19 protein-coding genes are annotated in these 20,628 nt (G+C 64.9%); 11 read left to right on the top strand and 8 right to left on the bottom strand.

Annotated features, from left to right (window positions below):
- The first annotated feature begins 84 nt into the window (after positions 1–84).
- On the top strand, positions 85–1,374 hold the full coding sequence (locus tag T5B8_RS01365; RefSeq protein ID WP_353175549.1) for an alpha/beta hydrolase: 1,290 nt from the start codon (positions 85–87) through the stop codon (positions 1,372–1,374).
- Positions 1,371–2,138, top strand: coding sequence for an MlaA family lipoprotein (locus tag T5B8_RS01360; RefSeq protein WP_353175547.1), 768 nt, complete (start codon positions 1,371–1,373; stop codon positions 2,136–2,138). The genes T5B8_RS01365 and T5B8_RS01360 overlap by 4 nt, the downstream gene beginning before the upstream one ends.
- A 31-nt stretch (positions 2,139–2,169) precedes the next feature.
- Here the strand turns inward: T5B8_RS01360 and T5B8_RS01355 are convergent, their stop codons facing one another.
- On the bottom strand, positions 2,170–3,309 hold the full coding sequence (locus T5B8_RS01355) for a glycerate kinase (protein ID WP_353175545.1): 1,140 nt from the start codon (positions 3,307–3,309) through the stop codon (positions 2,170–2,172).
- A gap of 103 nt (positions 3,310–3,412) precedes the next feature.
- Between T5B8_RS01355 and T5B8_RS01350 the strand changes: the two genes are divergently transcribed.
- From T5B8_RS01350 to T5B8_RS01340, 3 genes are all read left to right on the top strand, one after another.
- Entirely contained in the window at positions 3,413–4,750 is a 1,338-nt protein-coding gene (locus tag T5B8_RS01350; protein ID WP_353175543.1) for a sigma 54-interacting transcriptional regulator, read from the top strand.
- Between the two features lie 289 nt (positions 4,751–5,039).
- Positions 5,040–5,756, top strand: coding sequence for an RNA polymerase sigma factor FliA (fliA, locus tag T5B8_RS01345; protein WP_353175542.1), 717 nt, complete (start codon positions 5,040–5,042; stop codon positions 5,754–5,756).
- Between the two features lie 226 nt (positions 5,757–5,982).
- Positions 5,983–6,495 carry a gamma-glutamylcyclotransferase family protein gene (locus tag T5B8_RS01340; RefSeq protein ID WP_353175540.1) on the top strand — a complete coding sequence of 171 codons (513 nt, stop codon included), beginning with the start codon at positions 5,983–5,985 and terminating at the stop codon, positions 6,493–6,495.
- A gap of 252 nt (positions 6,496–6,747) precedes the next feature.
- On the opposite strand, the gene T5B8_RS01335 is transcribed toward T5B8_RS01340, so the two are convergent.
- The 5 genes from T5B8_RS01335 to T5B8_RS01315 form a co-directional block, all read right to left on the bottom strand.
- Complete coding sequence (locus tag T5B8_RS01335) at positions 6,748–7,857, bottom strand: glycosyltransferase family protein (protein WP_353175538.1); 1,110 nt, start codon at positions 7,855–7,857, stop codon at positions 6,748–6,750.
- Between the two features lie 96 nt (positions 7,858–7,953).
- Positions 7,954–8,928, bottom strand: a complete 975-nt coding sequence (locus T5B8_RS01330) for a chorismate transformation FkbO/Hyg5 family protein (RefSeq protein ID WP_353175536.1) — start codon at positions 8,926–8,928, stop codon at positions 7,954–7,956.
- A gap of 63 nt (positions 8,929–8,991) precedes the next feature.
- Entirely contained in the window at positions 8,992–10,092 is a 1,101-nt protein-coding gene (locus tag T5B8_RS01325) for a glycosyltransferase family 9 protein (protein ID WP_353175534.1), read from the bottom strand.
- Between the two features lie 126 nt (positions 10,093–10,218).
- Positions 10,219–11,496 (bottom strand): sensor histidine kinase, encoded by a 1,278-nt coding sequence (locus tag T5B8_RS01320; protein WP_353175532.1) that lies wholly within the window; start codon positions 11,494–11,496, stop codon positions 10,219–10,221.
- A 6-nt stretch (positions 11,497–11,502) separates the two neighbouring features.
- The gene (locus T5B8_RS01315; RefSeq protein WP_353175530.1) at positions 11,503–12,177 is read right to left on the bottom strand and encodes a response regulator transcription factor; all 675 of its coding nucleotides are present in this window, start codon (positions 12,175–12,177) and stop codon (positions 11,503–11,505) included.
- 246 nt (positions 12,178–12,423) lie between these two features.
- On the opposite strand from T5B8_RS01315, the gene T5B8_RS01310 reads away from it, so the two are divergent.
- The 3 genes from T5B8_RS01310 to T5B8_RS01300 all read left to right on the top strand — a co-directional run bounded on the left by T5B8_RS01310 (position 12,424) and on the right by T5B8_RS01300 (position 15,858).
- The gene (locus T5B8_RS01310) at positions 12,424–13,239 is read left to right on the top strand and encodes an HAD-IIB family hydrolase (RefSeq protein ID WP_353175529.1); all 816 of its coding nucleotides are present in this window, start codon (positions 12,424–12,426) and stop codon (positions 13,237–13,239) included.
- 16 nt (positions 13,240–13,255) lie between these two features.
- Entirely contained in the window at positions 13,256–14,488 is a 1,233-nt protein-coding gene (locus T5B8_RS01305) for a glycosyltransferase family protein (protein ID WP_353175528.1), read from the top strand.
- A 95-nt stretch (positions 14,489–14,583) separates the two neighbouring features.
- Positions 14,584–15,858: a GGDEF domain-containing protein gene (locus T5B8_RS01300; RefSeq protein WP_353175526.1), complete on the top strand. Its 1,275-nt coding sequence runs from the start codon at positions 14,584–14,586 to the stop codon at positions 15,856–15,858.
- On the opposite strand, the gene T5B8_RS01295 is transcribed toward T5B8_RS01300, so the two are convergent.
- A complete protein-coding gene (locus tag T5B8_RS01295) occupies positions 15,855–17,570 on the bottom strand; it encodes a sugar phosphorylase (protein WP_353175525.1) in 1,716 nt (571 codons plus the stop codon). The genes T5B8_RS01300 and T5B8_RS01295 overlap by 4 nt on opposite strands.
- Positions 17,571–17,663: 93 nt before the next feature.
- Between T5B8_RS01295 and T5B8_RS01290 the strand changes: the two genes are divergently transcribed.
- A complete protein-coding gene (locus tag T5B8_RS01290) occupies positions 17,664–18,074 on the top strand; it encodes a GFA family protein (RefSeq protein WP_353175685.1) in 411 nt (136 codons plus the stop codon).
- Positions 18,075–18,081: 7 nt separating this feature from the next.
- Positions 18,082–19,473 carry a DUF945 family protein gene (locus T5B8_RS01285; protein WP_353175523.1) on the top strand — a complete coding sequence of 464 codons (1,392 nt, stop codon included), beginning with the start codon at positions 18,082–18,084 and terminating at the stop codon, positions 19,471–19,473.
- A gap of 138 nt (positions 19,474–19,611) precedes the next feature.
- Here the strand turns inward: T5B8_RS01285 and T5B8_RS01280 are convergent, their stop codons facing one another.
- A complete protein-coding gene (locus T5B8_RS01280) occupies positions 19,612–20,103 on the bottom strand; it encodes a DUF2938 domain-containing protein (protein WP_353175521.1) in 492 nt (163 codons plus the stop codon).
- A gap of 74 nt (positions 20,104–20,177) precedes the next feature.
- On the opposite strand from T5B8_RS01280, the gene T5B8_RS01275 reads away from it, so the two are divergent.
- Positions 20,178–20,600, top strand: coding sequence for a helix-turn-helix domain-containing protein (locus tag T5B8_RS01275; RefSeq protein WP_353175519.1), 423 nt, complete (start codon positions 20,178–20,180; stop codon positions 20,598–20,600).
- The last annotated feature ends 28 nt before the right edge of the window (positions 20,601–20,628 follow it).

The following is a 20,628-nucleotide window of genomic DNA, read 5'->3' as shown; positions in this document are numbered from 1 at the left end:
GGCCGATAGATAGCGCGCAAACGATGATGAAATCGGTATGATCTGCGCTTTGTGATCGATGCCTACCGAGCGCGGGTCTTGTCCATGCGTAGTTTGTTGCCGGCGTGTCTTGCGCTGGGGTTGCCACTCGTTGCGCTGGTTGCCAGCGCCCAGCCCAACACGGGCCCCTATCCGATCGATAACGGTCTGGCCGCGACGGTGGTCGGCACGCCCGCCGAATACAAGGCCGAGCTGCCCGAGAATCTGAATTTCGAGGTCCGCAGCCTCGAGCCGCTGGTCGAACGGCCAACCCCGACGACGTTGCGCTATGCGCGGCCATTGCAGTATCTGCGCGTGATCCGCGACGAGCCGGCGCCGTTGGCGTTCGTGATCGCCGGGACCGGCGCCAGTGCCCTGTCGAGCAAGTGCGTAATGCTCTCGAGCGCGTTGTATCAGGCCGGCTACAGCGTGGCCTGCCTGCCGTCGCCGACGAGCGTGACGTTCATGCTCGGCGCCGCGCAATACCCGGTGCCGGGGCGCATGCGCACCGATGTCGACGATTTGTATCGGCTCATGCAGGCGGTGCGCGACGATCTCGACGCAAAAACCCGGGTCACCGGTTATGCGCTGACGGGCTGGAGTCTGGGCGCGACCGAGGCGGCCTTTATCGCCCGCCACGATGCCGAAGCCGGCGTGTTCGATTTTTCGCGCGTACTGCTGCTCAACCCGGCAGTGGATGTGTGGGCCTCGGTGCAGCGCATGGATCGGCTGCTCGCCGACAATCTCGAAGGCGGTATCGACGGCATACCGGCCTTCGTGGCCCGCGGGCTCGGCGGGCTCAAGCAGTTGTATTCCTCGGGCGATCCGATCCGCTTCAACGAAGATTTTCTCTACCGTGCCTATCGCACCCAGTCGCCGCACCGGGGCGATATCGCGGCCATCGTCGGGCTGGCGTTTCGGCTGTCGCTGGCCAATATGGCCTTTGCGGCGGACGTAATCACCCATGCCGATGTGATCGTGCCCGAAAACGTCGACCTCGGGCCCTATGATTCGCTCGATCCCTATATCAAGCGCTCTTTCGAGATGTCGTTCGACGACTATTTCGAGCGCCTGCTGGTGCCCTACTGGAATCGCGACGGACGCGACGTGTCGCGCGAGCAGATCATCGCCGAGGCGGATTTGCGCGGTATCGCCGATTATCTGGCCGGTAATACCGATATCGGCGTGTTCACCAGCGAAGACGATCCGATCCTCAACGCCGACGAAATCGCCTTCCTGCGTGAAACCTTCGGCAAGCGCGCGCGGATTCGCCCGCATGGTGGGCATATGGGCAATCTGGCATCGGCCAATACCGTGGCCGCGCTGCAGCAATTCTTTTCACGGGGCGCGCCATGAACAACGGGGTCGCACGCATGTACGCACGTTCGCAGTGTGCCTTCATTCTGCTCGTCTGCCTGTGGCTGGCCGGCTGTGCCAGTACGCCGGTGCCGCAAACCATAAGCAACGACACCCCGGCGGACGTGCCGGTGGTTGAAACCACGGCCAATGCGCTGGCGATTCACGACCCCTGGGAAGGCTTCAATCGGCGGGTCTATCGGTTCAACGCGTTGGCCGATCGCTATGTGCTGCTGCCCGTGGTCAACGTCTACCGCACCGTCACCCCGGGCTTTGCGCGTACCGGTGTTCGCAATTTCTTTTCCAATCTGGGCGAGATCAACACCTTCGCCAACAGTGTCCTGCAGGCCAAGCCGACCAGCTCGGCGGTCACGCTGTCGCGCTTCGCACTCAATACCACGGTCGGGCTGGCCGGGCTGTTCGATCCGGCCAGCGCCATCGGGCTGGAAAAACGCAACGAGGATTTCGGCCAGACACTCGGCTATTACGGCGTCGGCGCCGGGCCCTATCTGGTCCTGCCGTTTTTCGGACCGTCGTCGCTGCGCGACAGCATCGGACTGGCCGGCGATCAGGGCCTGATCTTCGTGCTCGATCCGCTCCAGTTCGACGAGAATCCCTGGGCGCGCGTGCCGTACTGGTCGCTGTATGCAATCAACAGCCGCGATAGCGTGAACTTTCGCTATTACCAGACCGGTTCGCCGTTCGAATACACACTCGTGCGGCTGGTTTACATGAACTACCGCGCATTGCTGGTCGAAGAATAGCGCGCCAGACGCCGATCGAACGACTCGGCAGCTAGGCGCGCCCGATCAGCCCGGGCAGATCGGCGCCGATATCGGCGGCGACCTGACGCACCCAGTGCAAGGGCTGGGCCAGCGCCGCTTCCAGCGAGCCGGCCCGCTCGACCAGGGTGTAGCAGCCGGCGAAATGGCGGGCCAGTTCGGCCCGGGCCTCTTGCGCGATGGCGCCGGAAATCAGGGCCGTGGGGGCGGGTTTGGCAGTATCGGCAATGGCCAGTGGCAGTTTGCCTGCCAGGGTCTGGGTATCCGAGCGGCCTTCGCCGGTGATCACCAGATCCGCGCCTGCCAGCGTTTCGCGCAGGCCGGTCATGTCCATGAGGCTATTCGCCCCCGGTGTGAGTTCGCCGCCGATCAGCGCCAGCGCGAAGCCGAGCCCGCCCGCGGCCCCACTGCCGACTGTATGCGCCAGACCGGACGGGGCCGCGCTTTCGGCCAGGCGAGTGAAGGCCGCTTCCACGGCTTCGATGTCGGCCGCGCTCAAGCCTTTCTGCGGGCCGTAGACACGACTGGCGCCGCGCTCGCCCAGCAGTGGGTTGTCGACATCGCAGAGCACGCGAATACGGGTGTGTTGCAAGCGCGGGTCGAGATCGGTGAGATCGATCCGATCGAGCGCGAGCAGCCCCGCCATCGTCGGCTCCACGGCGCTGCCATCGACCGCGCGGGCGCGCGCGCCGAGCGCGCTTAGCAGACCCAGGCCGGCATCGTTACAGGCGCTGCCACCCAGGCCGATAACGAGATCGTGAATATCGCGATCCAGCGCTGCTGTAATGAGTTCGCCCAGGGCGTAGCTGCCGCGCGCCTGCAAAGCCGGTGCGTCGGGCTGGGCTTCGATCAGGGGCAGGCCCAGCACCTGCGCAGACTCGAGTACCGCGGTGGCGCCGTCGCAGAACCAGCGTGCGTCGATGCGCTCGCCGTGGATGGCCACCAGCGAGGTGTGCTGCCAGTGCACCGCGCGGCCCGCGGCCAGACAGTCGAGCGTGCCTTCGCCGCCGTCGGCCATGGGCGCCAGGGTCAGACGGGCGTGGGGCAGCACGGTTTGCAGGCCTTCGGCCAGGGCATGGGCGATTTCGAGCGCCGTGGCGCTGCCCTTGTAGCTGTCGGGCGCGATCACGATATGCGGCGTGCGCGTGTTCATGAGCGTGCGTCGGCCGAATAGCGCGAACGGAAAACGTTTTTTTGAATCATGCGCAGGAACGGGTTTTCAATGATGTCGATACCGGGTAACGGGATAAAGGGCGATGGCACTCGCATTCGTCGATCATAACGCGTCGGTGCTGGTGGTTGCCGCCAATCGCGAAGTCGCGGCGCCGGTGCTCGACCACCTGTTCGATCAGGGCGTGGCTTTCGTGTTCAGTCGGCCCGCGGATCTGAGTCTGGCCGCGGTCGCGCTCAAGGCCTGTTATCGCATGGCCGTGGTGCTCGATCTGGAGATCGATACACGGATACGCGATTCGGCCCAGTTGCTTGCGCGCCAGTTGCCCTGCGTGCTGGTCAGCGACGGGCCGTTGACGCGGCGCGACGATTTTCGCGCGGTGCTGCATACCGATACCTCGCCGAATGAATTGTTCGCCACCATGCAAAGCCTGTTGGGTGAGCGCGGTGCCGGCAAGGCGCTGACCGGCGATACGCCGGCGATACGCCAGGCGCGCTGGCTGATCGAACGGGTCGCGCCCAAGGCCACACCGGTATTGCTGTCCGGCGAGGTCGGCGTGGGCAAGGCCGTCGCGGCGCGCGAGATTCACCGTGGTTCGGGCCGGCGCGGCCCACTGGTGACTGTTCAGTGTGCCGCGATTGCCGAAGCCGATGTGGATACGGCGCTGTTCGGCAGCCCCGAGACCCAGGGCGGCTACCTGTCGGCCGTTGCCGGGGGTACGCTGGTTTTGGATGAAGTCACCGATATGACGCCGACATTTCAGGCACGGTTGCTGGAATTGCTCAAGACCGGGCACTACACGCCAGCCGGGCAAGCGCAGTCGCAACCAGTCAATGCACGCATCATCGCCACGACCCGCCAGCCATTGCACACAATGGTGGACAGCGCGCTGCGCCCGGATCTGTATTACGAACTGGCCGTGTTTCCGATCCGGCTGCCGCCGCTACGCGAGCGTCGCGACGATATCGAAGCGCTGGTGGATACGCTGGGGGCCGGTCTGCCGGGCGGTACGCCGCGTTTCGATGCCCAGGCGATGATCGAACTCCGGCGCCATGCCTGGCCGGGCAATGTCCAGGAACTATCCAATCTGATCGAGCGGCTGGCGATTCTCTTCCCGCGCACATCCATCGACCGCGCCACGCTGGAAGCCCATCTCGACATCGACACGGCGCCACCGCAGCACGCAGCATCGTCGCCGGCCAGCGTTGCCGGCGCTGGCCGGCCAACGGATCAGATCGCGGCCATGGCCCTGCCCGAGGCCGGGGTCGATTTGCGCGCGTTGTCGGAGCTTTTGGAAAAACATTTTATCGAACAGGCGCTTGCGCGCCACGATCGCGTGGTTGCCCATGCGGCGCGTACCCTGGGTCTGCGCCGGACTACGCTCACCGAAAAGCTGCGCCGCTACGCGATTCGTACCGACTGAACGCCATCGTGACGTGACGCTGACGCTGCCCGGTTTTTCTAGGTCAAAAAGTGACGCCTAGCGTCATAATATTGTCGCTCGGGCGCAACTGTTTGGGCGGAAGTGGCCAATTTATGTCACCTTTGGTTCTAAGTATCTGAAAATAAAAGTCTCCTGAATTGGGCATGGCGATTGCAAGAAAGCAGCCGTGAACTGATTCAATCGCGTCTGCGCTCGGCTTTTGCCGCCAGACGCGCTAATGGCACGTCGTATCGCCTTAGGCGGTGCGCTGACATGAGGGGATGACAGCATGCACGCGGCACTACACACCCATAACCCGGTCCAGGAAATCGGACTCGTCGTCGACGAAAACCTGGAACTGGTCAAGCGTATCGCCTGGCGGTTGCACCAGCGCCTGCCCGATTGCGTTCAGATCGAAGACCTCATCCAGGCCGGCACGATCGGGCTGCTCGAAGCCTGGGAGCGCTACCAGCCGGGCGAAGACGCCAGCTTCTCGACCTTTGCCGGCATTCGTATCCGCGGCGCGATGCTCGACGAGATTCGTCGCGGCGATTGGGCGCCCCGGTCGCTGCACCGGGCCGCGCGGGCGGTCAAGCAGGCTCGCTCAGAGGTGGAGCGCCGCTGCGGCCGGGCCGTGCCCAGTACCGATGTGGCCGCGGAAATGGGCATGCTGCTCAATGAGTATCGTCGTCTGTGCGACGACGTCGCACTGGCGCATGTAGCCAGCCTCGATGCCACGCTCTCGGATCAGCCGTCGCTGGAAGTCTCGGCGGGTATCGAATTCGCCCCGGAGGCGACCGTCGAATACCAGGATATGTGCGAAGCCATCCAGCGCGCGGCTACCCAGCTGCCCGAGCGCGAGCAGCTGCTCATGCGCTTGTATTACGAACGCGGCCACAACCTGCGCCAGATCGCCGAACACCTGGGCGTGTCCGAATCGCGGGTATGCCAGCTGCACGGGCGTGCGATCCGTCAGATTCGTACGCTGCTTGGCGAAGCGGCCTGAACCACGGACAACCTCGTAACTGACCGCCTTCGGGCGGTCTTTTTTATGGCGCCGGCCATCGCGCGCCCCCGCTGTTGCCGTATTCGCATGTTTTCGCGTGGCGGACCACTGCTCGCTTGAGAACAGCCAGCTGGGTTTCATGCATGAGCACATCGGCTCATGGGTGCTGGATTGATCATGCAGGGCGTGTAAGCTTTGCGTCTTTGCCGCAACCCACGCGTTTTCGATGTTCTATTTCGCCTACGGCTCGAACATGCTGATTGCCCGTCTGGCCGAGCGCGTACCCAGCGTGCGACCGGTCGGTCGGGCCTGGCTGACCGGTCATCAGCTGCATTTTCATCTCAACGGCAGCGACGAGTCGGGTAAATGCAATGTGCTGCATACCGGCGACGCGGACGACGTGGTGCACGGCGCGTTGTACGAACTGGATGCGGCACGCCTCGATCGGCTGCACGCGGCTGAAGGCGCGCCCTATGCCTTTGTCGAGCTCGATGTCGGCACGCCGACTGGCGCGGTGCGCGCGGCCACCTATCGCGGGCGGCCGGAATATCTCGACGACGCGCTCGTGCCGTTCGACTGGTACCGCGATTTCGTCACCTTCGGCGCGCGCGAGCATGGTCTGCCCGCTGACTATGTCGCACGCCTGGAAGCCGTGCCCACCTGGCACGACCCGGATACCGATCGCGCCGCACACAATCGCCGTATTCTGCGACACCAGGCCACGAACGTCATCGTGTAAATCCGCGCCGAGTCCACAGGCGAGCCGCGCCGCTATTACAAGCGTCGAGCGCGTCGATGGATGAGTGCAACGTAATCCGACACAGCATGCAGCCAGCGGTGTCGCATCGAACCGTGGCGTTCTTATCGGGGCCGGGTCCCGTTCCTCGGCAAGACGTCCGCCAATGCACGCGAACACATGCGAATAAGGCCCTAAGTGATCGTGCCGGTCGTCAGCTGTTCGGGCCGCCTGATTAGACGCGCAGCCCGCGGCTCAATAGGCGCCAGTCAGCCAGGCGAGTGGCCCGGGCGTGCTGCGCGCGCCGGTGGCCAGCGCCGCGATATCGTCCTGGAGCAGATCGATCGCCTCGCGCACGCCATCCCGCCGATGGGCCTGCGTGGCGGCGGCGTATGTCTGGTCGTGTGCCAGAAAGGCCCGTAGTACGCCCGGCGTGAGTCGATGCAATGCGCCGCGCGTGCCCACGCCCATACGGCGTACCGCTTCGGCATTGAGGCGTTGTTCGACCGCATCCTCGGGCAGGGCGAGTACCGGCTTGCCCAGATGGATGGCTTCTGAAAGCAGCTGGTTGCCCGCGGTAGACACCACGGCGCGTGCGGCGGCCAGATCGGCAATGAAGCCGGCCTGCGAGGGCGCCTTGAACAGCAGATTGTCACGCCGACCGCGTTCGCGCGTGCCGTAGACGATCACCGGCGCCCCGCAGGCGCGTAGTGCGGCGTCCATGGCGGCGTTGTACTGATGCGCGCCCTTGTTGAGATAGACCAGGACGGTGTCGCCGCGCACCGGGCGGGCCTGGCGTACCGGTTCGCGCAGAATCGCGCCCACGGTGCGAACGCGCTCGTTGCGCGGCGTGGCCGGGTAGAAGCTGGACACGATCACCCGGTCCGGATCGCCCATGAAGGTGCGATAACCCAGCCCGTCGCGGCGCCCGGCCAGGGCATCGCCGGGCGCGAAATCGCAATGGCAATAGGCCATGATGCCGACATGGTCGAAGCCGATCCGGGGAATACCGTGATGGCGGGCAAAACGGTGGCCATAGGTTTCCGAGTCCGAGATCACGATATCCGGCTCGAAGTCGGCCATCTGCTGCCAGACCGCGCGGGTATGCGGGCCGGCCACCAGCAGGTCGGCCACCCGGGGCGCGTTGTGCTGAAGCGTACGCCGCGTACAGATGCGCCCATGCGGGCCGTACTGATAACCGATCACCGGAATTTCGACGCTATCGTGTTCGGCCCGCAGCATTTCATGGGCATCGCGGCCGGCAAATACGCGCACTTGATGGCGGCGTTCGAGTGCCGGCAGTACGGCTGCGGTGCGCATGGCATGGCCACGCCCGTAACCCATCACCGCGTAAGCGATTCGCATGACATCATCCGATTCACATGACGTCGCGAGTATCGGCCCTGGGCATGACGAACGTATGACGAGGCGCCTGTGCGCAGGCGCTTCGTCGCACAGACGTTATGGCAACGGCATCTGCGCTTCGAATTCCACCAGCAGTTCGGGTCGGCACAAGGGCGCGTGCAACAGCGCCAGCGGTACGCCCGGCGCTTCGGCTGCGGCGATTTCGGCGACCACGCCGGCGTGATCGGGATCGCGAATATAGGCTTTCAGGCATTCCAGCGCGCCCAGGTCGCGATCGGCTTGCCAGCAATCGGCGTTGCGCATCACCGCGCGCACGTTATCGAGCGCTTCCCGGGCCTGGGCTGAGACATCGCCGACGTGCCGGCTTTCGTGGCCGACGATGCTGGCGGTACCGGAAATAAGCAGATACGAGGTGGCGCCGAGCTGTACCCGGCCGCCGCGGGCAAAGGCTGGCGGGCGTTCACCGTAGTCGCGCGGGTAGGCATAGGCGCTGACCTGGCGCGGGTTTTCGATCGGCACGACGGCGGTGTCGGCCAGTAGCGCGTGCATACGCAGCCCGCGGCGGTGGCTGCTTACCAGCGTCGCCGGCGGCAACACCGGCATGCCGTGATCGTGGCCGTCCAGGGCCTCGGCCCGGCCGCGGCAGAAACGCCGATAGCGCTCGTCATCGCCTTCGCCGGCGGTAACGTTGGACAGCCAGTGCCAGATACGCTGCACCTGACCCAGGCCGAGGCTGCGTTGCAGACGAAACAGCTGGTTGTAGGTATCGAACGCGGCCTGCTGGATCTGCTCGGGCCGGTCGATGTGCTCGCCGTCATCGATATGCAGGGCGGCAAAGGCCATGCCGCGTCCGGCGACATAATCCCAGCCTTCGGCGTGACCCTGTTCGAGCGGGCCGGTGATCCGCCAGCTTTCGCGGTCGAAGTCACCGCCCAGCGAGGGCAATGGGCAGGCAAAGACATTGGCCTCGGCCGCATGGCGGACATGGATCAGGCCGGGTTCGCGGGGCGCGTCACTGCCGAGGTGGGCGCGCCAGCGTACCGTGGCCACCGGAGTGGGCGCGTCGGGCATAGAGATCGCAGGGCGGTCGAACGAGCCGGCAGTTTAGCCCGGCGAGGCAGCCGCCCACAAAACTCAGGCCACGCGTGTTTCTGTGTTACAGGCGCGCTCGGCGACCGCGGCGAGCACCCGTTCGGCGGCCAGTTCGGATGCTTCGAGGGCAGTGCAGCCGGGCCCGAGCGGCGCATACGAAGCCGGGGCCGTGGCCTTGAACAGCCCCACCACGGGCACGCCCGCGGCGGCGGCTAGATGCATCGGCCCGCTGTCGGCGGCGACGAAGCCGTCGAGCCGGCTCAACAGAGCGGCGAGCACGTCGAGTTCCGCGATCGCGACGCTGGCGATATCGGCGGCGATCGGTTCGGGCTGATCCGGGGCGCGCACCTGCAGCAGCCGGGCATTGGGCAGGCGTTGCTGGAACAATTCAACAAAGGCCTGCCACCAGGCGTGATCGAGTTGCTTGCGTCCGGTTGCGCGGGTGAAAAAGCCGACGATCGGCGTATTTGCGCGCACCGGCGCAGTAAACGCGGCCTGCCAGTGGCGTTGCGCGGCTGCATGCGAGGCTTCGCCCGGAAACACGGCCAGCGACTCGAAGGTGGTCCAGTGGAAATCGTCGACGCTCGTGGTCAGCAGTTCGACCCCCTGGATCGCCTGGTGGCGACTGACCGGACGTGGGGCGGCATGGGTGAGCGCGAGCCACTGATCGCGCGCGGCAAACCCCATGCGCTGCTTGGCCCGGGCGAAGGCCAGCGCCAGCCGGTTGCTGGTGGAGTTGCCGCTGGGATCGATCGCCAGGTCGTAACGTATCGCCCGCAGTCGGCGTAGCAGGCGCAGGCTCGCGCGGATCGATTTTTCCTGTACCCAGACCTGGCCAATGCCGGGCAGGCCTTCGAGCAGCGGCTTCTGGCGAGGGTCCTGGATGACGACATCGATGGTTGCCGCCGGCAGCGACGCGGCCAGGCTGCGCAGCATGGGCGTAAGAAACAGGATATTGCCCAGGCGTTTGTTCAGGCGCACCACGAGAATACGGCGGGTATCGGCCGCCAGCGCGCGCCGGCGCGGCTCGGCGGTGCCGAACAGCCGGGTCAGCAAACGATTGAAGCGCTGGCGGTTGCCGCGCCGCAGGCGTTTGATCCAGGCCTTGAAGCCCGTCGCGTTGACTTGCTTGCTTCGGGCCACGGAGGCTCCTGCATTGCAAAAAAACCGGACTCATCATGCCGATATCGGGCTGCGTAATCCGTCAACTCGATATCAAGATGACGTTAAGAGCGGGCCCGCGAATCGCACCGGGCAGGTCGTGCCGAGCTAGTCGGCAAATGCCTGCAACGGCGCGAACCGGACTTCTACACGCGTACCTTCGCCCGGCCGGCTGGTGAGCCGCAGTTGCCAGTCGTAACGCTGGGCTACGCGTTGGACCAGATACAGGCCGAGCCCGAGCCCGGCGCCGCGGCCGTGCCGGTAACCGCGCTCGAATGCCCGACGGCGCTGTTTGGCGGTCATGCCGGGGCCGTCGTCGGCAACGCTGAGTACGCCATCGGCCAGGGTTACCCGGATATTCGGCCCGCCGTGGCGCAGGGCATTGCGCAGCAGGTTACCAAAGACAATGACCAGCGCGATCCGCGGCGCGGCGACTGGCGATACATCCAGAGCGGGCACCTGAACGCGACTGGCACCGAGCATTGGTTTGTAGGCATCGAGCAGTTCGCCGACCACGATATCGGCTCGGCAGTGCTGTTCGCTGGAGATATTGCGATGTTCGTCGCGGGCCAGAAACAGCAGCGATTCGATCAGATCCGCCATCTGGCGCGAGGCCCGCTCGACACGGGTGAGTGGTGCGCTGTCGGCAAAGCGCGGGTCCTGGCGCAGGACTTCAAGCGCGCCCTGGATCACCGCCAGGGGGGTACGCAGTTCGTGGCTGGCATCGGCGGTGAAGCTGCGTTCGCGCTCGACGAAGCCGTCCAGGCGCTGCATGAAGCGATCGAAGGCGCGGGCGATCGTGCCCACTTCATAGCCGTCGAAACGCTCGGCCATGGCCTGACCGGGCGCGCCGGGCTCCAGCCGTGCGACATGCTCGGCCAGCCGATTGATCGGCTTGAGGCTGATACGCGCGATCCACACCCCCAGCGGCAACGCCAGCGCGAAGACGATGATGACGGCCACGATCAGGGCGATACGAAACACCGACTCGCGCGCCTCGATGGCCGTGATGTCGTAGGTCAGAAAGGCGCGTTTGCCCTCGATCATGGTGGTGGCCACGCGATAATTGCGCCCGGCGTAGCTCAAATTCACCCCGCTGGTGTGGCGCGGCAGCGGGCGCAGCGCGGCGGGCAGGCGTTCCAGTTCGTCGGGCGCGACCACGAAGGCCTTGATCGTGGCCGAGTTGGGCAGCGCGGCCGGGCCATCCACGGGATATTCGGTTTCCAGTTCGCCGAGTTCGTGGGCGACGATACCGTCCAGCAGGTCGTGCTCCAGGCGTTCGTTGATGGCGAACAACGCAAGCACCATGAGTACGGCCATCACGGCCACGAACAGGGCCAGGGCGGCGGTGACCCGGAACTGCAGGCTGTCGAGCGGACGCAACACGGCGTGCTATTCAGGCGCGATCAGGCGATAACCCATGGTGGGGACCGTATGCAGCAACGGCGTGCCGAAGGGTTTGTCGATGGCGGCGCGCAGGGCATGGATATGCGTGCGCAAGGCTTCCGAGTCCGGCGGGTGATCGCCCCAGATGGCGGTTTCCAGCTCGCCGCGGCGCACCAGCCGGGGGGACGCCCGCATGAGCACTTCCAGCAGGCGCAGCGCGGTGGGCGTGAGATTCACGCGCTGGTCGTCGCGCGCGACCTGCCAAGTGTCCAGGTTGAGCACCAGATCGGCCACCCGCAATACATGTTGGCTCTGGCGCGGGCCGCGGCTGCCAAGAGCGGTCAGGCGGGCATCGAGTTCGAGCAACGAAAAGGGCTTGATCAGGTAATCGTCGGCGCCGCAGGCAAACCCGGCGAGCTTGTCGTCGAGCGTATCGCGGGCGGTGAGCATGAGAATCGGCGTCTGGCGATCGGCTTCGCCGCGCAGGCGCGCACACAGGTCGAAGCCGTCGATGCCCGGCAGCATCAGATCCAGCACGATGGCATCGTAGTCGTTGACCACGGCCAGATGCAGGCCGGTCACACCGTCACTGGCGCTGTCCATGACATGCTGGCGAGCGCACAGAAAATCGATGATATTGGCCGCGAGATCTTCATTGTCCTCGATCACCAGTATGCGCATAGTCGAATGGCCCGCCCGCCTCGTGTTGTCGAAAGGCCCGCGTGCTGAATGCCGCGCGTATCGCCCGGGGCATTTTATCCGTATTCGCACGCGCTCCGGTGTGACGCATGCTCGCATACACTGGCGTGCCCCGCGGCGGCGCGTACCTGCCGTGGCACCTTGTCTGCCGGATTTGTTCATGACAACGACCGATGCGTTTGTAGCGGCCCGTCGCAGCGGGACGCGCTCGCGGGGTGGGCTATGAGAATGGCGCGCTCCTCGGCGGTGGTGTTCACCGATCTCGATGCCACGCTGCTCGATCACCACGACTACGACTGGCAGCCCGCCGCGCAGGCGCTGGCGATGCTGGCCGCCCACGATGTGCCGGTTTGTATCGTTACCAGCAAGACCGCGGCCGAGGTCGCGAGCCTGCGTGTCGAACTGGGCAACGGCCATCCCTTCGCGGTGGAAAACGGCGGCGCGGTCGCGCTGCCGCGCGGCTATTTCGAGGGCGCGCGTTGCGATGCCGATACGCCGCTGGAGCTGGTCACGCTCGGCGCCGAGCGCGCGCGCTTGCGCGCGCTGGTCGAACGCCTGCGCGCGCAGCATGGTTTTCGCTTTACCGGTTTCGGCGATATGGATATCGCGGATGTGGTCGATGCCACCGGTCTGGATCGCGACGACGCGGCCCAGGCGCTGGAGCGCCAGGCGTCGGAGCCGCTGCTCTGGCAGGACAGCGAGGCCGCGCTCGAGGCCTTTCGCGAGGCCGTCGAAGACGAGGGTCTGTGCGTACGTGTGGGCGGGCGGTTCGTGCATGTGCTGGGCAACGCGCACAAGGGCGATGCCCTCAACTGGCTGCGTGCGCGCTATGAGCGTGCGCACGGTCCGATTCTTGCTATAGCGTTGGGCGACAGCGGCAACGACACCGATATGCTCGACGCGGCCGATATCGGTTACTGGGTCGCGCGCCCCGATGGCAGCTATTACGGCGCTGCAACCGGGCATATCCGGCATGCGCGCGGTATCGGCCCGGCCGGCTGGGCCGATGCCATCGAGGCGTTGATCGCCAATCACGAAATCTAGAACAAGAGGACACGGCATGGCGGATTTTCATCAGAACGGCCTGATCACGACGTTGCATCGGCTGGGCCATCGGTCGATCGAGGCGCTCGAGTCCGAGCTGCGCGCCTTCGGCGAGCGCCGGCCGATGTCGTTGATCCTGCCCTGCCTGTATTCCGAGCTCGAAGGCGATGCGTTGCCGCATATCGTCGAAGAAATCGCCAAGGTCGATTATCTCGACGAGATCATCATCGGCCTGGACGCCGCCAACGAGCAGCAGTTTCTCCATGCCCATGCGTTCTTCGAACGCCTGGGTCAGCGTTACCGGCTACTGTGGAACGATGGTCCGCGTTTGCAGGCACTCTACGATCAGCTCGACGCCGAAGGCCTGGCCCCTGAACGCCCCGGCAAGGGCGCCAACGTCTGGAACTGCATGGGCTACTTCCTGGCCTCGGGGCGCGGGCGTGTGCTGGCCATGCACGATTGCGATATCAAGACCTACGGTCGCGACCTGCTGGCCCGCCTGTTCTACCCGATGGTGCACCCGAACTTCAGCTACAAGTTCGCCAAGGGCTACTACGCCCGGGTGGCCGATGGCGGTATCAACGGCCGTGTGGCGCGGCTGTTCGTCACCCCGCTGGTGCGCGCGCTGATGACCGTGGTCGGCGATATGGAATATCTGCGCTATATGGACAGCTTTCGCTATCCCTTATCCGGCGAATGCGCCATGAGCGCCTCGGTGGCCGAATCCATTCGTATTCCCAGCGACTGGGGGCTGGAGATCGGCATTCTCGCCGAGGTGCATCGAAACTACACGCCCAACGCGATCTGCCAGGTCGATATCGCCGATGCCTACGACCACAAGCATCAGCCCGTCTCCGATCACGAAGCCGATACCGGCCTGGCCAAGATGAGCGCCGATATCGCCAAGGCGCTGTATCGCAAGCTGGCCACCTACGGTGTGGTGCTGCCGCCGGAAACCATTCGTACCATCAAGGCGGTCTATCTTCGCAATGCGCTCGATAGCGTGGAGCGATTCTATTTCGATGCGCAGATCAATGGCCTGGGCTATGATCGGCACAAAGAAGAAAAAACCGTGGAAGTCTTCGTCGAGGCGATCATCAAGGCGGGTGAGCAGTACGTGGCCAACCCCATGGAGGTGCCCTTCATCCCCACCTGGAATCGCGTACGCGCTGCCTTCCCCAATTTCCTTGCGGATTTTCATGCGGCGGTCGAGGCGGACCACGAACAGGCCCAGGCCGCAAAAAACTAGCGCCGCAGGCGGGGGCGTTTGCGATGCGCCCGTTCAGCCGCTGAATGCCCGGCCATGTTATGAAGGCTCGCAAGCAGTGTACGAGGATGCATCGTATGGCGAAGCCGTCGAATACCAACGCCTACGAAGACGCCCGCGAGATCGAAAAGGCGCAATCGGCGCCGGAAATGGTCGGTCTGATCCGCCAGCAGCTGGACGCCGGCTTTCGCTGGCTGCGTTTCGAACCGGTGCTCGAACGCGAGTTTCGTGCCCATAACGATGCTGCCGGTGTAGCCAATCGTATTGCGTTGCTGGCCATCGCATTGACCGTGCTACTGATCAGCCCGCTGTTCGATACCGCCTTTTTCGGTGTGCCGCCGATGGCGGCCTGGTGGTCGCGGGTTCTGCTGATCGGTGTGCTCGGGCCGGTAACCGTCGTTGCACTAATATGGTGCGCTCGTTGTGGTGCCTCATCCGCGACCGAGTACGTCATCGCCGGCCAGTTCACGATCGTCAGCTTCGGGCTGCTGTTCAATCACATTCTGCTCAATCGGTATGGCGCGGAATTCCCGGTGGAATTCGTCGGCGTGTCGATGGTCGCCGTGGTCGCGCTCGGGCGCGTGCGCTCCTGGCTGATACTGCCGATTGGCGTACTGATTGCGCTGCTGACACTCATCACGGAAATCTGGCTCGTGAACGCCAGTCCGACCGATTACTACCATCTCGCCGCAGCGGGCGTGCTGGCGCTGTTCGCGATCTACCTGCAGGCCGCGAACGAGTATGTGCTGCGGCGCAGCTGGCTCGACCGCAAGCTGTTGCAGCTGGTGGCGCGCCACGATGGCCTGACTGGCCTGCTTAATCGACACGCGCTGGAAAATGCGCTGGCCACCGCCCATGGCCACGCCGTGCGCCAGCGCAGCAACTACGGTCTGGCGATGGTGGATATCGACCAGTTCGGCGCTTACAACAATCATTACGGCCATCCGGCCGGCGATGAAGCATTGCGTCAGGTCGCCAGCGTGATCGAAGCCCACGCCCGGCGGCCGCTGGATGTGTGCGGGCGCTACGGCGGTGAGGAATTCGTGGTGTTCTGGATCGAAGGGCGCGAAAACGAGATCGAGGACCATGCCGAAGCGCTGCGCGCCGCGATCGAGGATGCCGCGATTGCCCACGCCACCTCGAAGGTGGCTTCGGTGGTCACCGTGAGTATCGGTCTATGCCACGTCAAACAGCCGCAGGAACATGATTCGCTGTCGGCAGTGCTCGCCTGTGCCGATGCCCTGCTCTACGAGGCCAAGGCCGCGGGCCGCAATCGGGTCGCCATCGGGCGATTCGATCGCAATGCCGCCGATGCGCAACCGCACGCGCGGCGCGCTCAGGCCGCCGGCTAACCGCTGATCCAGGCGACTTCGTAGGGCGCGAGCGTAATCGAACGGCTCGAACCACTGATTTCGGTAGCCGCGACCACGTTGCGGCGCAGGCGTGCCTCGGGCAGGACATGGGCGGCCACCTTGACCGGCCGGTCGGTGACGTTATGCAGTGCCAACAGCGTCTGGCCGCCGCCACGGCGCTGGATCGCGAACAGATGCGGTCCCAGGTCGACCAGGGTCTGGGCGGCATCCGGGTGCAGGGCGGGCTGGCGCGCACGCACGGCCAGCAGATGCTTGAGCCGGGCGAATACCGTGGCATGGTGGCTCTGGCTGGCGAGCTGATATTCCAGCTCGCCGACATCCCATTTACGGCGATTGATGGTGCGATAGCGCCCGCTTTGCTCGACCCGGGACAGATCGTTGTGGGTCGCGGTCAGGCTATGAAAATACAAAGCCGGAATGCCGGCCAGGGCCATGGCGATCGCCTGGCTACAGATAAAGCGTTCGATATGCAGCGGCGTATCGCGCTCTTCGGCTGCCGCCAGCAGATCGTAATAGGAAATATTGAGTTCGTAGGGCTTGTGCGAGCCATCGGCCACCGCGCGCGTGGACACGAAACCGCCGCGCGTCCGTACGGTATCCACCAGATGTTCGATCGCCTCGCCATCCAGAATCGATTCCACCGCGCGCAGGCCGATGCCGTCATGGCTGGCGGTGAAATTCAGAAAATGACAGCCCTCGGGCAGCGCCGGCAGGCTGCGTGCCCAGTGGCTGAGCGTGCTGGCATCGCCGGTCAGCAGCGCGTCGGCAACCAACGGCGGCAGGGCGAACTGATAGGCCACATGGGCCTCGTCGCCGTCGACGAGATAGGAGATGTTCTCCACATGCGGGACATTGGTTTCGGTGATCAGCTGTACGCCCGGCGCGTAGTAGACCAGTAGCGCGCGCAGGAACTTGATCAGACGATGGGTCTGGGGCAGATGAATACAGGGCCCGCCGATTTCCTTCCATAAAAACGCCACCGCATCCAGGCGCAACAGCCGCGCGCCGCGGGCGACATACTCGAAGATAATGTCGATGAATTCCGACAACACGTCCGGATTGGCGAAGTTCAGATCGATCTGGTCTTCGGAAAACGTCGCCCACAGATGGCGGGTGCCGCGGGCGGTGGCCACCTCGGCAAGCAGCGGCGTGCTGCGCGGGCGTACCACCGCGCGCAGGTCGGTGGCCGGGTCGACTTCGATGAAGTAGTCACGGCCGGGATCGACATCGCCCAGATAGTTCGCAAACCACTGGCCCTTGCGCGAAGCGTGGTTGAGCACGAGATCGAACATCAGCGGGTGATCGTCGCCAAGCGCCGCCACGTCGTCCCAGTTGCCCAGCTGCGGATCCACCGCGCGGTAGTCCATCACCGAGAAGCCGTCATCCGAACTGTGCGGATAGAATGGCAGGATATGGATCGCCGCGATCGAATCGGCCAGATGATCGGCCATGAACGCCTTCAGCGTGGCCAGCGGCGCCTCGCCCGGGCGCTGGACGATATCGCCATACGTGATCATCACGTTGAAGGCCTGGTCGATCGGCGTGGTGGACTCGATCGGCAGGCCGTGGCGCGTGGCGGCATCGGCTGCACGGTCCAGACAGTCGCGGGCGGCGGCTTGGCCGTAGAGCGGATCGAGCCAGTCGATCAGGGTCTGGCGCGGCGCCGGCTGGGGAGAGCTTGCATCAGGCATGCGTTTGCAGAAACAAGGTTTGTGCCAGCATGCATTATGCCGGTATCGGTTCTATGATTGGCGCCGGGTTCGAAACGAGCGCGAGGCGTGGTCATGATCGAAGGCGGCTGTCTTTGCGGTGCGGTGCGCTATGCGATTGCCGGCGCGCTGGCCGATATCCAGGTCTGCCACTGTCGAAGTTGCCAGAAGGCTCAGGGCACGGCGTTTGCAACCAATATCCCGGTCGCCCGTGATTGTTTCGAATGGCGCCGCGGCCAGGCCCAGATTCGCGATTATGAATCCTCGCCCGGCAAGCATCGGCTGTTCTGCGGTCGTTGCGGTTCGCCGTTGATCAGCCGTCGCGACGACGCCCCCGATGCCGTGCGGGTGCGTGCGGGCACGCTCGACGCGCCGGTGCATGCGCGTATCGCAAGCCAGGCGTTCGTTGCCGAAACGCCGTGCTGGTGGCCGCCGTCAGCGGATGTCGTCTGCTTTGACGGGGCACGATCCGAGACCGGCGGTTGACGCCGGTATGATCCGCAAGACGCTGTTCTGGGGCGTTTTGACCCTGATCGGGCTGGCCGTGGCCGCGCCGGCGCTGGTGGGCTTCTATCTCGAGCGCGAGTTCGACGACATGGTCGCCCGGCTGGCGCGACCGGGCCTGACGCAGGTGACCCATGCGCATTTCGAGCGCGGCTGGTTCAGCTCGCATGCCACGATTCGCGTCGAGCTTGCCGCGCCGATATGCGGTGCGCCGCCCTGTGTCGGCACCACGCTGGATACCACCGTCTATCACGGCCCGTTGCCGTTCGGTGCACCGCCCGAGAACAGCGAAGGCTTCGAGCCCGGGCTCGGCGTCGGCGTGACCCGAATCGATGCCGCCTCGCTGTGGCCGCGACATGTGTTCGAGCCGAGCCTTGCGCCACTGCGCGTGATCACGCGGGTGGGTTTCGACGGCCTGGCACGGTCGCATCTGCACTTCGACGGGCGCGCGCTGGATATTGCCCGTGATCGCGTCGTGGCTCATATCGAAACCGCGCCGATTTCAGCCGATGCCCGTATTCCGCTGGCGGGCGGGCCGATCGCGCTTGATATGGCGTCGCCACAGTTCGAGATCGTCGGTGCCGACGGTGGTCAGCTCGCCTGGCGCGAACTCGAGGCGCGTCTGGGCGCAGCCGGCGAGGGCGGTTCGCTGCGCGCGCATTCGTTGCGTATCGCTGATGGGCTGGGCCAGTCAGCACTATTGCAGTCTCTGGCCTGGCAATGGCAGATGCTGCCGAGCGCGCCGGCGCGGATCAGCGCCCGTGTGGATGGGCGTATCGCCCGCGCAGTGATCAACAACAATGCGTACGGCCCGTTATGGGTCGAGGCCGAAACCGCGGATCTGGATATCCGCGCCTGGCGGGCGTTGTTCGCCCAGCTTGGGCTGTTGCGCGATATCGAAACCGGCAAGCTCGACGACAGCGCGCGGGCGACGCTCTACAGTGAAACACTGCCCGCCTTGCTCGCCGGTGCTCCGCGTATCGATGTGCCCCGCCTGCAGCTCACCACGCCGCAGGGCGATGTTCGCCTGAAACTGCATATCCAGGCGCCGCAAACAATGCACGAGGCGCGTCTGCTGGCGGATGTGGTTTCGCAGCTCGATATGAACTTCGAAGCCCGACTGCCCGCAGATCTCGCCCGCGATCTGACCGTACAGGTCATGCTCGCCAGCGGTCGCTCGCCCTATGCCATCGAAGAACGCGATATCGATCAGGCGCTGGCCGAACTGGTGCAACAGAACCTGATCGAATCGGTCGACGACGGCGCGGCCTATCGTTTGCGGCTCACGATCGAGGCCGGACGGCTCACGCTCAACGGGCGTAATCAGATCGGCTGGAAAGCCATGATCGACCAGTTCGAAGCGGCACGCGAGCGGCTTTGAGCGCCGCCGGCTACTAACCCGGCACCAAAACAGCTGACTCTGTCAGCCGTTTTCAATAGCTTCGCGGCCGTCGGCCGCGGCGAGTACGCTGTCGCGCACTCGCGTTATTAACCCGATAATTCATCTATGTGTGCCGGGTTAATAACCGGTCAGCGTCTTCGCGATCCAGGCCGATACGAACAAGCCAATGCCGAATACCGTGTGGTTCAGCAAGCTCTGCCAGCGTGCGTTCCCGGGATGGGCGGTGTGGCGCGCGGCCAGGCCGGCGCCCATGGCGGGCTGCATGATCAGAAAAGGCGCGGCCACCGTTGCCACACCGATCAGCAGCGCCGGTCCGAGGGTCGGCCGGTCGAGCCAGCCGGGGCCGGCAAGCAGTGGCAACAGACCGGCGAAAAGGATTCCGATCAGGTAATGCGCAGTCCAGCCCAGCGCCTGTTCGCCACGGATCGGCGCAGCATCGGCAATACGGATGTGCCAAAACCGGCCATGTCGCATATGCCCCAGCCAGCGCCCCACCCAGTCGAAGCGCGGCGCCGACAGGCCGAACAGTAGCTTGCCTAGCAGTCCCCAGGCATCCATCGCGACGGTGGCGCCGAGGCCGGTCACGAGGGTCAGTAGCAGGATTTTCATGGTCAATGCGTAGCGCTGGTGAGAGAGGCGAGTTAGGTTATTACTTCAAGTTCAAGTGAAGTAAAGCGCGGTCAATGGATATTGCCGAGGTCGCCAAACGCGCAGCTGTGCCTGCGTCCACGCTGCGTTTTTACGAGGAAAAAGGGCTGATTCGCTCGATCGGTCGGCGCGGGTTGCGGCGCCAATTCAGCCCTCGGGTTCTCGAGCGGCTGGCGCTCATCGCGCTGGGGCGGTCGGCCGGGTTTTCGCTCGCACAGATTCGGCCGATGCTGGGCGATTCGGGCCCGCCTAAAATCGATCGTCAGGCGTTGAGCGACAAGGCCGACGAACTGGATCGCAGAATCCGCGAGCTCACGGCCATGCGCGACGGTTTGCGCCACGCGGCGGTCTGTAGTGCGCCCAGCCACCTGGAGTGCTCCACCTTTCGTCGCCTGATGGGGTTGGCGGTGGCCGACCTGTCGCGGCGCTCGCGCCGGCGTGGCGATCAGCGGACCTGACCGAGTTCCTGGCTACGTGTCGGCTTCG

Origin of the sequence: Salinisphaera sp. T5B8 (genome assembly GCF_040361255.1) — a bacterium.
Classification (GTDB): Bacteria; Pseudomonadota; Gammaproteobacteria; order Nevskiales; family Salinisphaeraceae; genus Salinisphaera.
This window is presented reverse-complemented; position numbering and strand designations above follow the sequence as displayed.

Bases quoted from the DNA above. Each gene is read 5' to 3' on its own strand.
- T5B8_RS01365 (WP_353175549.1), top strand. From the start codon at position 85: ATGCGTAGTTTGTTGCCGGCGTGTCTTGCGCTGGGGTTGCCACTCGTT.
- T5B8_RS01360 (WP_353175547.1), top strand. From the start codon at position 1,371: ATGAACAACGGGGTCGCACGCATGTACGCACGTTCGCAGTGTGCCTTC.
- T5B8_RS01355 (WP_353175545.1), bottom strand. From the start codon at position 3,309: ATGAACACGCGCACGCCGCATATCGTGATCGCGCCCGACAGCTACAAG.
- T5B8_RS01350 (WP_353175543.1), top strand. From the start codon at position 3,413: ATGGCACTCGCATTCGTCGATCATAACGCGTCGGTGCTGGTGGTTGCC.
- fliA (WP_353175542.1), top strand. From the start codon at position 5,040: ATGCACGCGGCACTACACACCCATAACCCGGTCCAGGAAATCGGACTC.
- T5B8_RS01340 (WP_353175540.1), top strand. From the start codon at position 5,983: ATGTTCTATTTCGCCTACGGCTCGAACATGCTGATTGCCCGTCTGGCC.
- T5B8_RS01335 (WP_353175538.1), bottom strand. From the start codon at position 7,857: ATGCGAATCGCTTACGCGGTGATGGGTTACGGGCGTGGCCATGCCATG.
- T5B8_RS01330 (WP_353175536.1), bottom strand. From the start codon at position 8,928: ATGCCCGACGCGCCCACTCCGGTGGCCACGGTACGCTGGCGCGCCCAC.
- T5B8_RS01315 (WP_353175530.1), bottom strand. From the start codon at position 12,177: ATGCGCATACTGGTGATCGAGGACAATGAAGATCTCGCGGCCAATATC.
- T5B8_RS01310 (WP_353175529.1), top strand. From the start codon at position 12,424: ATGGCGCGCTCCTCGGCGGTGGTGTTCACCGATCTCGATGCCACGCTG.
- T5B8_RS01305 (WP_353175528.1), top strand. From the start codon at position 13,256: ATGGCGGATTTTCATCAGAACGGCCTGATCACGACGTTGCATCGGCTG.
- T5B8_RS01300 (WP_353175526.1), top strand. From the start codon at position 14,584: ATGGCGAAGCCGTCGAATACCAACGCCTACGAAGACGCCCGCGAGATC.
- T5B8_RS01295 (WP_353175525.1), bottom strand. From the start codon at position 17,570: ATGCCTGATGCAAGCTCTCCCCAGCCGGCGCCGCGCCAGACCCTGATC.
- T5B8_RS01290 (WP_353175685.1), top strand. From the start codon at position 17,664: ATGATCGAAGGCGGCTGTCTTTGCGGTGCGGTGCGCTATGCGATTGCC.
- T5B8_RS01285 (WP_353175523.1), top strand. From the start codon at position 18,082: ATGATCCGCAAGACGCTGTTCTGGGGCGTTTTGACCCTGATCGGGCTG.
- T5B8_RS01280 (WP_353175521.1), bottom strand. From the start codon at position 20,103: ATGAAAATCCTGCTACTGACCCTCGTGACCGGCCTCGGCGCCACCGTC.
- T5B8_RS01275 (WP_353175519.1), top strand. From the start codon at position 20,178: ATGGATATTGCCGAGGTCGCCAAACGCGCAGCTGTGCCTGCGTCCACG.